Origin of the sequence: Nocardia otitidiscaviarum (assembly GCF_007362295.1) — a bacterium.
Classification (GTDB): domain Bacteria; phylum Actinomycetota; class Actinomycetes; order Mycobacteriales; family Mycobacteriaceae; genus Nocardia; species Nocardia otitidiscaviarum.
Genome location: NZ_CP041695.1, coordinates 2134870 through 2147860 on the forward strand (window position 1 = coordinate 2134870; position 12991 = coordinate 2147860).

Annotated in this window: 12 protein-coding genes; 10 read left to right on the forward strand and 2 right to left on the reverse strand. The window is 68.7% G+C overall.

The window, feature by feature from the left end; genetic code table 11:
* The first annotated feature begins 7 nt into the window (after positions 1–7).
* Both FOH10_RS09190 and FOH10_RS09195 read left to right on the forward strand, forming a co-directional pair.
* Positions 8–970, forward strand: a complete 963-nt coding sequence (locus tag FOH10_RS09190) for an amino acid ABC transporter permease (RefSeq protein ID WP_143980393.1) — start codon at positions 8–10, stop codon at positions 968–970.
* A 26-nt stretch (positions 971–996) separates the two neighbouring features.
* A complete protein-coding gene (locus FOH10_RS09195) occupies positions 997–1749 on the forward strand; it encodes an amino acid ABC transporter ATP-binding protein (protein WP_029929023.1) in 753 nt (250 codons plus the stop codon).
* Between the two features lie 219 nt (positions 1750–1968).
* On the opposite strand, the gene FOH10_RS09205 is transcribed toward FOH10_RS09195, so the two are convergent.
* A complete protein-coding gene (locus FOH10_RS09205; protein WP_143980394.1) occupies positions 1969–2862 on the reverse strand; it encodes a LysR family transcriptional regulator in 894 nt (297 codons plus the stop codon).
* Positions 2863–2933: 71 nt separating this feature from the next.
* Between FOH10_RS09205 and FOH10_RS09210 the strand changes: the two genes are divergently transcribed.
* The 8 genes from FOH10_RS09210 (at position 2934) to FOH10_RS09250 (ending at position 11766) form a co-directional block, all read left to right on the forward strand.
* Positions 2934–4334, forward strand: coding sequence for an FAD-binding oxidoreductase (locus FOH10_RS09210; RefSeq protein ID WP_143980395.1), 1401 nt, complete (start codon positions 2934–2936; stop codon positions 4332–4334).
* A 235-nt stretch (positions 4335–4569) separates the two neighbouring features.
* Positions 4570–6123, forward strand: coding sequence for an ABC transporter substrate-binding protein (locus FOH10_RS09215; protein WP_143980396.1), 1554 nt, complete (start codon positions 4570–4572; stop codon positions 6121–6123).
* Positions 6124–6206: 83 nt separating this feature from the next.
* Positions 6207–7220, forward strand: a complete 1014-nt coding sequence (locus FOH10_RS09220; protein WP_244962058.1) for an ABC transporter permease — start codon at positions 6207–6209, stop codon at positions 7218–7220.
* On the forward strand, positions 7220–8239 hold the full coding sequence (locus FOH10_RS09225; protein WP_051037115.1) for an ABC transporter permease: 1020 nt from the start codon (positions 7220–7222) through the stop codon (positions 8237–8239). Before FOH10_RS09220 ends, FOH10_RS09225 begins: the two co-directional genes overlap by 1 nt.
* Positions 8236–10389, forward strand: a complete 2154-nt coding sequence (locus FOH10_RS35510; protein ID WP_244961829.1) for a dipeptide ABC transporter ATP-binding protein — start codon at positions 8236–8238, stop codon at positions 10387–10389. The genes FOH10_RS09225 and FOH10_RS35510 overlap by 4 nt, the downstream gene beginning before the upstream one ends.
* 34 nt (positions 10390–10423) lie before the next feature.
* Entirely contained in the window at positions 10424–10669 is a 246-nt protein-coding gene (locus tag FOH10_RS09240; RefSeq protein WP_143980397.1) for a hypothetical protein, read from the forward strand.
* A gap of 45 nt (positions 10670–10714) precedes the next feature.
* Positions 10715–11599 carry an SPFH domain-containing protein gene (locus tag FOH10_RS09245; protein ID WP_029929010.1) on the forward strand — a complete coding sequence of 295 codons (885 nt, stop codon included), beginning with the start codon at positions 10715–10717 and terminating at the stop codon, positions 11597–11599.
* 2 nt (positions 11600–11601) lie between these two features.
* Positions 11602–11766, forward strand: coding sequence for a type II toxin-antitoxin system antitoxin (locus tag FOH10_RS09250; protein WP_115061653.1), 165 nt, complete (start codon positions 11602–11604; stop codon positions 11764–11766).
* 72 nt (positions 11767–11838) lie between these two features.
* Here FOH10_RS09250 and FOH10_RS09255 read toward each other — a convergent pair whose 3' ends face one another.
* Positions 11839–12711 carry a class I SAM-dependent methyltransferase gene (locus tag FOH10_RS09255; protein ID WP_143980398.1) on the reverse strand — a complete coding sequence of 291 codons (873 nt, stop codon included), beginning with the start codon at positions 12709–12711 and terminating at the stop codon, positions 11839–11841.
* Positions 12712–12991: the final 280 nt, after the last annotated feature.

Below are 12991 nucleotides of genomic sequence, written 5' to 3' on the forward strand. Positions count from 1 at the left end.
ACACACGATGTCCGATAAGTTCGAGAAGCCGGAGTCCGCCGCCGCCACCGCGGCGGCGGCTGCGGCCGGTACCGAGCCGGAGCCCATCAAGGCCATCCCCTTGCGGCGTCCGGGCCGGTGGATCGCCGCCGCGATCATCCTGGCGCTGCTGGGACTGTTCCTCTACGGTGCGGCGACCAACCCCGCCTACCACTGGGACACCTACGCGAACTACCTGTTCGACAAGCGGATTCTGGAAGGCGCGCTGGTCACGCTGGAGCTGACCATGCTGGCCATGGTGCTCGGTGTGGTGCTGGGCGTGGTGCTGGCCATCATGCGGCTGTCGCCGAATCCCGTGCTGCGGTCGGTGTCGTGGGTCTACCTCTGGATCTTCCGCGGTACCCCGGTGTACGTGCAGTTGGTGTTCTGGGGCCTGTTCCCGGGGCTGTACCAGACCATCACCATCGGGGTGCCGTTCGGTCCGTCCTTCGCGGACTTCAATGTGCTGGACTGGCGGGCCCCGTTCCTGTTCGCCGTGATCGGCCTGGGACTCAACGAGGCCGCGTACATGGCCGAAATCGTCCGTGCCGGTGTGAATTCCGTGGGTGAGGGGCAGCGCGAGGCGTCGGTGGCGCTGGGCATGTCGTGGTCCCAGACCATGCGCCGCACCGTGCTGCCGCAGGCCATGCGGGTGATCATTCCGCCCACCGGCAACGAGCTCATCTCCATGCTCAAGACCACCTCGCTGGTCACGGCGATTCCGTTGACCACCGACCTGTACGGCCGGGCGCGCGACATCTACGGCGTGAACTTCCAGCCGGTGCCGCTGCTGCTGGTGGCGGCCACCTGGTATCTGCTGGTCACCAGCGTGCTCATGGTGGGCCAGTTCTACCTGGAGCGCTACTACTCGCGCGGTTCGTCGCGGCAGTTGACCGGAAAGCAGTTGCGGGCCATGGCTTCCCAGCAGCACGTGGTGGAGGAGGGCAAGTGACCGCGACATCCGACACCGCGACGCCCATGGTGCGCGCCGACCGGGTGTGCAAGAACTTCGGCGCGCTGCGGGTGCTCAAGGGCATCACGCTGGAGGTGCAGCGCGGTGAGGTGCTGTGCCTGATCGGCCCGTCCGGCTCCGGCAAGTCCACCTTCCTGCGCTGCATCAACCACTTGGAGCAGGTGAACGCCGGGCGGCTGTACGTGGACGGCGAGCTGGTCGGCTACCGCGAAAAGGGGGACAAGCTCTACGAATTGCATCCGCGCGAGGCCGCCCGCCAGCGCCGCGATATCGGCATGGTGTTCCAGCATTTCAACCTGTTCCCGCACCGGACGGCGCTGGAGAACATCATCGAGGCACCCACCCAGGTCAAGCGGATCGCCAAGGCCAAGGCGGTGGCGCGGGCCAGGGAGCTGCTGGACCGGGTCGGCCTGGCGGACAAGGCCGACACCTATCCCGCCCAGCTCTCCGGCGGTCAGCAGCAGCGCGTGGCCATCGCCCGGGCGCTGGCCATGGATCCCAAGCTGATGCTCTTCGACGAGCCCACCTCGGCGCTGGATCCGGAACTGGTCGGTGAGGTGCTGGGCGTCATGCGGGAACTCGCGGCCGACGGCATGACCATGGTGGTGGTGACCCACGAGATGGGCTTCGCCCGCGAGGTCGCCGACCAACTGGTGTTCATGGACGGCGGCGTGGTGGTGGAGGCCGGGAACCCGCGCGAGGTACTGGCCGATCCCAAGCACGAGCGCACCAAGACCTTCCTGTCCCGGATCCTCTAGGGACGCAACGCCCTACCCGATCGGCCCCGCTCCGCACCGCCGGAGCGGGGTCGAGTTGTCGCGGGTCGAGTTGTCGCGGGTCGAGTTGTCGCGGGTCGAGTTGTCGCGGGTCGAGTTGTCGCGGGAGCGGTTGGGGCGGCTCCGTCGGCCCGGGTGGGATGTTGGTCGTGTCGCTGTCGCGTACGACGGGCTCGCGTCGTGTGGTGTTTCCGCGGGGTGTCAGCGAGCGGTGAGCGCGATGCGCAGCTGTCCCAGTAGGACTTTCGCCGCCGGCGCGAGCGGGCGGTCGGTGCGCCAGGTCAGGATCAGGCGGCCGCGCAGGGCGGGGGTCAGCGGCAGGGTGCGCACGCCCATCGCCGCCGCCTCGGTCTCGGTCGGCTCCGGTACGACCGCCACCCCGAGACCGTAGGCGGCCAATCGCATGAGCAGTGGGGGAGCGGCGGCTTCGAAGGCGATATCGGGGGTGAGTCCCGCTGCGGCACAGGCGCGTTCGAGGACGCCGCGGATGCCGGTGCCGCGCGGTAGGGCGATGAGCTGGTGGCGGCACAGCTCGGACAGGGTGAGTCCGGGGCCGAACCGCGCGTCGTCGGCGGCCACCGCGGCGACGATGGCGGTGTCGAGGACGGTCTCGGCGGCCACGGCGGGATCCAGCTCCGCCCCGCTGTCGCCGATGATGGCCAGATCGAGTTCGCCGCGTCCCAGGGCGGCGAGCATGCGGTCGGAGGTGTCCTCGGTGAGGCTGATCCCGACCTGGGGGTGATCGCGGTGGTAGGCCGCCAGCACCCCGGCCGCGTCGAATTCGTCGGTGGCGGCCCCGGAGATCATGCCCACCCGAACCTGGCCGCGCAGCAGTCCGGTGAATTCGTCGACGGTGTGGGTGATGCGCTCGGTCGCCGTCAGTGCCGCGCGCGCCAGCGGCAGCACCGCCGCACCCACCGGTGTGAGCGTGACCGTGCGGCCGGACCGATCCAGAAGCTGTTGTCCGAGTTCGCGTTCCAGCTGGCGGATCTGGGCGCTCAAGCCCGGCTGAGCCAGGTGCAGGCGCGCGGCGGCGCGGGTGAAGTTGGCCTCCTCGGCCACGGTGACGAAGTAGCGCAGCTGCCGCAGTTCCATAACTACTAATTCTAGAAGCCAGCAGAACTATCTGTTGGAGTTATCGAGCTCGCGTCGGCAGAGTCGGAGTCATGACGAATGCAGCCACGACCGAACCCACCACCACCGGCCCGGTGTTCCGTCCGGGCGAGCCCGGCTTCGACGCGGAACTCGCCGGTTTCCAGACCGCCTACACCCACCGACCCGCCCTGATCGTCGGCGCACTGCATGCCGAGGACGTGCGTGCCGCCGTGGAATACGCTGCCCGCCATGAGCTTCCGATCGCGGTCCAGGCCACCGGCCACGGTCTGTCGGTGGCCGCCGACGGCGGTGTGCTGATCAGCACCCGGCGGATGACCGATATCCGGATCGACCCCGCGACCCGCACCGCCCGGGTGGCCGCCGGTGTCCGCTCCGGGGCGCTGGTCGAGGCGGCCGCCGCGCACGGACTGGCCCCGCTCAACGGCTCCTCGCCGACGGTCGGCGTCGTCGGCTACACCCTCGGCGGCGGGATCGGCATCCTCGCCCGCGAATTCGGCTATGCCGCCGACCATGTGCGCGCCGTCGAACTGGTGACGGCCGACGGCCGCCTGCGCCGCCTCGTCCCCGGCGACGAGCTGTTCGGCGCCGTACTCGGCACCGGCGGCAACCTCGGCGTGGTCACCGCGTTGGAACTGGAGTTGATGCCGCTCACGCGGGTGTACGGCGGCCAGCTCACCTTCGACACCCGGCTGGTGGAACCGGCGCTGGAGGCCTGGCGGCTGTGGACCGACGACCTGCCGGAGTCGATGACCTCCGCCATCACCATGCTCACCATCCCGAATATCCCGCAGGTGCCCGAACCTCTGCGCGGGCGCTACACCGCCACCATCGCCCTCGCCTACACCGGCGACGAGGCCGAGGGTGAGCGCCTGGTGGCCCCGCTGCGGGCGGTCGGCGCTCGGCTCGCCGATGATCTGCGCGCCATGCCCTACTCCGAAAGCTATGGCATTCACCGGGATCCGGCCGACCCGCACGCCTACACCGCCACCAACGCCCTGCTGAGCGCGCTACCGGCGCAGGCGGCCGCGACCTTCCTCGACCGCACCGGACCGGATTCGGGTGTGCCCGTCGTCGCCGGACTCCGACACCTGGGCGGTGCGCTGCGCCGCCCCGGGCCGACCGGTATCGCGGTGGACCACCGGGAGGCCGAATATGTCGCCCGCGTGATCGGCGCCCCCGAACCGGGAGTCGACGAGCGGTTGGCGGATATCCGTGCCGGACTCGCCCCGTGGACGCTCGGCCATCACCTGAACTTCCTGTACGGCGGTGGCGCGCGGGCGGACGAGGAGCAGACGCGGCGGGGCTACGCGCCCGACACCTACGAACGCCTCGCCGCGCTCAAGGCGACCCACGACCCCCGGAATCTGTTCCGGAGCAACCGGAATATCCGTCCGGCGCAACCTGCGACGGTGCGGAAACCCGAGGTCGATCGTGAAGTAACCGGGGCGTGACAATTTTTCCATCATCATCCCATCAATGCGGGCACGATTCTTTGCAAACGCAACATAGCGGCAATTACCCGTCGGTACTGTGCCCGCCATACCGAAGGTTCACCGTTGTCGCATCGGTCTTGTGATCCGGGGTCGTCGGCAGCGGTTTCGAGATGAGGGTTTCGAGATGACAAGACCGGCTGGACGCGGGTGGCCGAATCGGCCTGGGCTAGCGAGAAGTGTTGCGGCACTAGGAATGACGGGCCTGGCAGTGCTCGCGGTGGCGGGCTGCGGCTCGGGCCGCACCGGCGGTGGGGGCGGTGAGGGAATCGTGGTCGGCACCACCGACAAGATCTTCTCGCTGGACCCCGCCGCCGCCTACGACAACGGGTCGCTGCTGCCGGAGACCCAGGTCTATCAATTCCTGCTGAACCTGCCGCCGGGGGAGACCACCCCCACGCCGGACGCGGCCGAGAAGTGTGAATTCACCGATCCCACCACCTATACCTGCACGCTGCGTGAGGGTTTGACATTTGCCAATGGCAATCCGCTGACCTCCGCCAGCGTCAAGTTCTCCTTCGACCGCATGCTGGGGATCAACGACCCCAACGGACCGGCCTCGCTGCTGGGGAATCTGGAGAAGACCGAGGCGGTCGACGAGCGCACCGTCCGCTTCACCCTGAAGGAGGCGAACGACCAGACCTTCCCGGCCGTGCTCACCACGCAGGCCGGACCCATCGTGGACGAGAAGGTCTTCCCCGCCGACCGGGTGCTGGACGACAACGAGGTGGTGAACGGCAAGCCGTTCTCCGGCCCGTACTCCATCGTCAGCTACGACAAGAACAAACTGGTGGAGTACCAGGCGAATCCGGACTACAACGGGGCGCTGGGCACCCCGAAGACCGACACCATCTCCACCCGGTACTACGCCACCACCGAGAATATGAAGCTCGACGTGCAGAACGGCGCGATCGACGTGGCGTGGCGCAGCCTGACCCCGACCGACGTGGACTCACTGCGCGCCGACGGCAATGTGACGGTGCACGAGGGGCCCGGCGGTGAGTTGCGGTACTTCGTCTTCAACATGAACACCATGCCGGGCGACACCCCCGAACAGAAGCTCGCCATCCGCAAGGCCATCGCCTCCTCCATCGACCGTGAGGCGCTGGCGACCAATGTGTACAAGGGGACCTACACCCCCGCGTACTCCTCGGTGCCGCAAGGCTTCCCGGGTGCGGTGGAGCCGTTCAAGGAGATCTACGGGGCGCAGCCGAACAAAGACGCCGCAGCGCGCTTCCTGGCCGACGCCGGAGTCGCCACCCCGGTCGATCTGAACCTGCAGTACAACTCGGATCACTACGGGAGCAGCAGCTCCGAGGAGTACGCCGCCATCAAGACCCAGCTGGAGTCCACCGGCCTGTTCCGGGTCAACCTCCAGTCCACCGAATGGGTGAGCTACCAGCGCGAACGCGCCCGCGACGCCTACCCGATCTATCAGCTGGGCTGGTTCCCGGACTTCGCCGACCCGGACAACTACCTGACCCCGTTCTTCGGCCCGAACAACTTCCTGCAGAACCACTTCGAGGACCCGGCCATCACCGCGCAGCTGGTCGCCGAGTCCACCGAACCCGACAAGACCAAGCGCCTGGCGATCATCGAAGCGGTGCAGGCCGACCTGGCCCGCGACCACATCTCCATCGTGCCGCTGCTGGCCGGTAAGCAGATCGCGGTGGCGGGCAACGACATCCAGGGTCTGGAGCAGACACTCGATCCCTCCTTCCGATTCCGGTTCGGCGTGCTGAGCAAGTGACGGCCACGGCCAAGGTGAAGGAGCCGGCCGCCCCGGCTCCTTCCCGCCGGAACAACAAGGGCGGCGGCGGTTCTCGGTACGGTGTGCTGTTGCGCTACCTCGGTGTGCGCGCACTGCTGATCGTGCCGACCGCGTGGATTCTGGTGACCGTCGTCTTCTTCCTCATGCGGGTGATCGGCGATCCGATCACCGCGGCGGTGGGCGGACGGCTGCCCGCCGACCAGATCGAGGCGCGCAAGGAGGCGGCCGGATTCAACCGGCCCATCCTGGTCCAGTACTGGGACTACCTGACCGACCTGGTGCGGCTGGACTTCGGGCGCACCCAGGACAACCGGGTCGTCACCGACGTGGTGCTGACCTACGGCGCGGCCACCGTGGAACTGGTGTTCTGGTCGCTGCTGATCGCCTTCGCGGTCGGCATACCACTGGGCAGATACGCTGCCACGCACCGAGATTCGAGCTCGGATGTGGGGCTGCGGCTGTTCGCCATCCTGGCTTACGCGGCACCGGTGTTCTTCGTGGGCCTGGTGCTCAAGCTGATCTTCGCCGTGAAGCTGGGCTGGCTGCCCGCGTCCGGGCGGGCCAGCGCCGGCGTCGAACTGGATCTGATGCACGTCTCACCGAAGACCAACATCCTGGTGATCGACGCCATCCTGTACGGCGATATGGGGCATCTCGCGGATGTACTGAAACACGCGGTGCTGCCCGCGATCTCGCTCGGACTGCTCACCGGTGGCGTGTTCCTGCGCCTGGTGCGGGTGAATCTGATCCAGACGCTGCGCAGCGACTACGTGGACGCGGCCCGGGCGCGCGGGCTCTCCCCGCGCACCGTGACCGGGCGACACGCCTTCCGCAACGCCCTGATTCCCGTCGTGACGGTGATGGGCATGCAGGTCGCCATGCTGCTCGGCGGGGCGGTGCTGACCGAGAGAACCTTCAACTGGCCGGGATTGGGGTATCAACTCGCCGAATATCTGAGCAGCCGGGACTTCATCGCGGTGCAGGGCATCGTCGCGTTCATCGCGGTGCTGGTGGCGGTGACGAGCTTCCTCATCGATGTCGTCGTCGCACTGGTCGATCCGAGAGTGAGGTTCTGATGACCGCATCGGAAACGGTCACCGAGACGAGCACCCCGGTGTCCGCCCCGACCGTGGTGCGCCGACGGCGCGGGCTGCCGGGCCTGCGTCTCATCGGCATGACACACGGGCTGCAACGCGTCACCCTGCTGTTCGGACTGGGGTTGGTCGCGCTGTTCATCGTGGTCGCGGTGTTCGCACCGGTGTTGGCGCCCTACGGATTCGCCGACCAGTCGGCCGACGGCGTGGCCTTCGCGGCACAGCAGCCGCCCTCGGCCGAACACTGGTTCGGCACCTCGGTGCGCAGTGAGGACGTGTTCTCCCGGGTGATCTACGGTGCGCGCACCGCGCTCGCGGTGATCGCCGTCTCCCTGGTGCTGTCGCTGTTCGTCGGCGTGCCACTGGGTTTGGTGTCCGGCTACGTCGGGCGCTGGGTGGACCGCGTGCTGGTGCTGTTCATGGACGCCATGTACGCCTTCCCGCCGCTGCTGCTGGCCATTGTGGTGTCGGTCATGGTGGCGGGCGGCCAATCCAGCGGCGCGGGCGGCATCCTGTCGGCGGCCATCGCCATCACGGTGATCTTCGTACCGCAGTACTTCCGGGTGGTGCGCAATGCGACGGTCGCGGTGAAGAACGAACCGTATGTGGACGCGGCCCGGGTGACCGGTGCGTCCACGCCGCGCATCCTGTTCCGGCACATCCTCGCCAACGTCACCCAGTCGCTGCCGGTGATCGTCACGCTCAACGGCGCGGAGGCCATCCTCACCCTCGCGGGCCTGGGCTTCCTGGGCTTCGGCATCGAACCGACCCAGGCCGCCGAATGGGGATACGACCTCAACAAGTCGATTGTCGACGTGTCCAACGGCATCTGGTGGACGTGCATCCTGCCCGGTTCGGCCATCGTGCTGGTGGTGCTCGGGCTCACGCTGGCGGGGGAGAGCCTCAACGAAGTACTGAATCCGCTGCTGCGCACCCGCCGGGCGGTGAACGCGCCGACCTCGGTGGAGAAGGCGGCGCTGGCACGGGAGGCCGACGCATGAGTGAAACCAGCACCGCCGCCGCCGAACCGGCGCTGGCCATCGACTCGCTGTCGGTCACCTTCGCCACCGATGCCGGTGCGGTGCGGGCGGTCTGCGAGGTGTCCTACGAGGTGTGGCCGGGGGAGGTGCTCGCGATCGTCGGCGAATCCGGTTCCGGGAAGTCGGTGAGCTCGCGCACCGCCATCGGCCTGCTGCCCGCCACGGCACATGTCGAGGGCCTGGTGTCGTTGGGCGGCAAGGACATTACGGCCATGTCGGAGCGGCAGCTGACCGCGCTGCGCGGCGGGGCCATCTCCATGGTGTTCCAAGAGCCCGGGGCCGCGCTGGATCCGCTGTTCACGGTGGGCTATCAGATCGCGGAGGTGCTGCGTGCGCATACCGAGCTGACGCGCAAACAAGCCAGGGCGCGCGCGGTGGAACTGCTGCGCATGGTCGGGTTGCCGGACCCGGACCATCGCGTGGACTACTACCCGCATCAGCTCTCGGGCGGGCAGAAGCAGCGCGTGATGATCGCCATCGCCATCGCCTGCGAACCCAAGGTGATCATCGCCGACGAGCCGACCACCGCCCTGGATGTCACCGTGCAGGCCGAAATCCTGGAACTGCTGCGGGATCTGCGCACCCGCATCGGCAGCGCCATCGTGCTCATCACCCACAATATGGGCGTGGTCGCCGACCTCGCCGACCGGGTGGTGGTGATGCGTGAGGGGCGGGTCGTCGAAACAGCGTCCGTGGACGAACTGTTCGCCGACCCGAAACACGAATACACGCGGGCCCTGCTGGCGGCCGTACCGCATCTGGGCGGGCGGCGGATCGAAGCGCCTACGGATACGGCGGTACTGCCGCCCGAGGAACGGGCGCTCGCGTCCGGGGAATCCGAGCATGCGGAGGCGGGCGCGGAATCGGCGGACGGTCCGCGCGCGCTCGATGGGTCGAGCGCGGCGGATCGTCGTGATGCGGCGGATCGTCGTGATGCGGCGGATCGTCGTGATGCGGCGGATCGTCGTGATGCGGCGGATGGTCCGAATGCGGCGGGCGGTCCGCGCGCCATGGGTGCGCTGGACGCGGCGAACGGGGCGTCCACCGTGGGTCCGCGAGACTCCGCGGCCGAGGCGGCGGGCACGGGCGGTTCGTCGAGTCCCGGTGCGACGCATCGGAGCACGAGCGAGGAGGCGCGGTCGGATGCGGTCGACTCGTCGGGATCGGCGGGGGCGCTGCCGGGTGCGGGCGGCTCGGCCGCTCCTCGCGCCGGTCGAATCCCGGTGGCGAAACCCGTTGCCCGCGGCCCGCTCACGTCGCCCACGCCGGTGGGGGGTGATCCGGTGCTCGCGGTCACCGATCTGGTGGTCGAGTTCCCGGGCGCGCTCGGTCGCCCGGTCTTCCGGGCGGTGGACGGGGTGAGCCTGACCATCGACAGGGGCGAGACCCTGGGGCTGGTCGGCGAATCCGGTTCCGGGAAGTCCACCATCGGCCGCTGTGTGGCGGCCCTGCAACGGCCCTCGTCGGGGTCGGTGCGGATGCTGGGGCAGGAGATCACCGGGCTGTCGGAGCGGCGGCTGCGGCCGCTGCGGCGGCGGCTCGGGTTCGTCTTCCAGGACCCGGCGACGTCATTGAATCCGCGTATGACGGTCGGGGACTGTGTGGCCGAACCGCTGGTCGTGCACAAGGTGGTCAAGGGGCAGGCGCTGCGTGATCGGGTGCGATTCCTGCTCGATGATGTGCAGTTGCCCGCGGGCACCGAGCACCGGTACCCGCACGAGCTGTCCGGCGGGCAGCGGCAGCGGGCCAGTCTGGCGCGCGCCCTGGTGCTCAATCCGGACATTCTGGTGGCCGACGAGCCGACCAGTGCGCTGGATGTCTCCGTCCAGGCCAAGGTGCTGGAACTGTTCGCGCAACTCCAGGCCGAATTCGGCTGGGCCTGCCTGTTCATCAGCCACGACCTGGCGGTGGTCGACCAGCTCGCCGACCGGATCGTGGTGCTGTGCAACGGCGCCGTGGTCGAGGCGGGCGGGCGCGACGACATCCTGCGGCGTCCGACGCAGGAGTACACCCGGCGGCTGGTCGCGGCGGTGCCGGTCCCGGACCCGGTCGAGCAGCGCCGTCGCCGCGCGGCCACCGCCGAGTTGTTCGCCACCGACCACGGCGGCTGAACCCGGCTGCCTGACAAGGGATAACGCACACCGGATGAGCGCCCGCGATCGCAGGATCGCGGGCGCTGTCATTCCCGGGGGCGTACTCAATGCCGTCGCGATTCGCCCGCCGCGGTGCAACGCCCGCCGCGATGTCGACACCCGCCGCGATGTCGACACCTTCCGCGATGTCGACGCCCGCCGCGATGTCGACGCCCGCCGCGATCTCGCGGGCATACGTCCGCTGCTCACTGTCTCGCACCGCGGCTGGCAGTGCACGTCCGGCTTGGCAGGATGCTAGCGCTGCGCTATTGTCGTGATATCACTTCGATATTGGGAGGATGTCATGGAGCTTCGTCCGGCCTTTCGGATGAACGGGTTCCTCATGCTGTCGGTGCTGGTCGCCGTCGTCGCGGCGGCGAGCGCGGTGGCGGCGGTCTGTATCGGCGCGGGGGCCGACAAGGGAAATGCGGGGGCCTTCGCGGTCGCCGGGGTGGCGGCGCTGATCGGCATCTCCGCGCTGCTGGCGCTGAGCGGCCTGGTGATCGTCAACCCCAATGAGGCGCGGGTCATCCAGTTCTTCGGCCGCTACATCGGATCGGTCAGCGAGCCCGGCTTCTTCTGGACCGTGCCGCTCACCGACCGGCGGCGAATCTCGTTGCGGGTGCGCAACTTCGAGACCCAGAAGCTGAAGGTCAACGACGCCGACGGCAATCCGGTGGAGATCGCCGCGGTGGTCGTCTACAAGGCCGTCGACAGCTTCAAGGCCGCCTTCGCCGTGGACGACTACGAGCAGTACGTGGAGACCCAGTCCGAGGCCGCCGTGCGCCACCTCGCGACCATCCACCCCTACGACGCCCACGACGACGACCGCACCAGCCTGCGCGACGGCAAGGAGATCGCCGAAGAGCTCACCGCCGAACTGCGCGACCGCACCGAGATGGCCGGAATCGAGGTCCTGGAAGCGCGCATCACGCACCTGGCCTACGCCCCGGAGATCGCTCAGGCCATGCTCGTCCGCCAGCAGGCCGCCCAGGTGGTGGCCGCCCGCACCCGCATCGTGGAGGGAGCGGTGGGTATGGTCGGGCTCGCCCTGGAACGCCTCACCGATCAGGGCATGGTCGAACTCGACGAGGAGCGCAAAGCCGCCATGGTCTCCAATCTGCTGGTCGTGCTCTGCGGTGACCGGCCCACCCAGCCCGTCGTCAACACCGGCACCCTCTACAACTGACCATGGCCCAGGGCAAGCGCGAGCCGAAGAAGGTGCTGCTGCGCCTGGACCCGGCGGTCCACGAGGCCATCGCCCAGTGGGCCGCCGACGACCTCCGCAGCATCAACGCCCAAATCGAATACGCCCTACGCCTGGCGCTCAAACAGGCCGGCCGAGAACCGAAGTAGCGCAAGGGAAAACGTGCCCCTCCCGCAAGCGGGAGGGGCACGCGGGTGTTCGTGGAGAAGTGGCGGCTCTTCTCAGGCCGGTTTCTCGGTGATGAAGATGGCGGTGCCGGGGAAGATCTCGCCGCGCAGGGGGCTCCACTGGCCCCATTCGCGGTCGAGCCATTCCGGCCAGTCGGGTTCGATGACGTCGAGGAGGGTCAGGCCCGCGGCGACGATCTCGCGGACGCGGTCGCCCATGGTGCGGTGGTGTTCGACGTAGGTGGGTTCGCCGTCGGTGTCCACCTCTACATAAGGGGTGCGGTCGAAGTAGGGGATGGCCGCGCGCAGCCCCTCCGGGCCGGGGTCGTCGGGAAATATCCAGCGCATGGGATGGTTGACCGAGAACACCCAGCGCCCGCCGGGCCGCAACACCCGCGCCACCTCCCGCATCACCCGCGCGGAGTCCGCCACGAAGGGCACCGCGCCGAAGGCCGAACAGGCGATGTCGAAGGACGCGTCGGCGAAGGGCAACTCCTCGGCACCGGCCTGGACGAGCGGCACCCGCGGCCCGCCCGCCGCCATGGCCGCGAGCCCGCGCTCCAGCATGCCGCGCGACAGATCGAGGCCCACCGGATGCGCGCCGTGCGCGGCCAGCCAGCGCGAGCACGGCGCGGACCCGCAGCCGATCTCCAGCACGCGCTTGCCGGTGATGTCGCCGAGCAGCCGCCAGTCACCCTCGTGCAGCCCCTCCGGACACCACACGAACTCCCCGGTCGGCGAGTCCACGCCGAGGAAATCCGCATGGGTGTCGTGATACTGTCCGGCATCGGCGTCCCACCAGCGGCGGCTGGCGCGCTGGCTCGCCGCCGAGTCGATCGTGGCGCGGGTCACCCCCGTGGTCCCGAGCAGGGCATTGGCCTCGGCGTGGCGGGCGTCGTCGGGCAGCACGCGATGATCTTCGGACATGGCAGCACCCTATCGACCCGCGCGGGGTGGACCCGTGTTTGCTTGGTGCAACTGACGTCGCGTACGCTGTTTTCCGCGAGTGTCTACTGTACTCGGATCGCAAGACCTGGGTATCGGCGGAGATTCGTGCTGTGAGTCCGCATGCTTTGAGTGCAGCGTTGTGCTCCGCCACAGCGACGCGCTGTGGCATGAGCCAACGTTAGTTCCATCGCTGTGTGTTCGCAGCAATACCGAAAGCCCACATGTCCACTACCGACCACAATCCGTCCGGAGCCTCCCA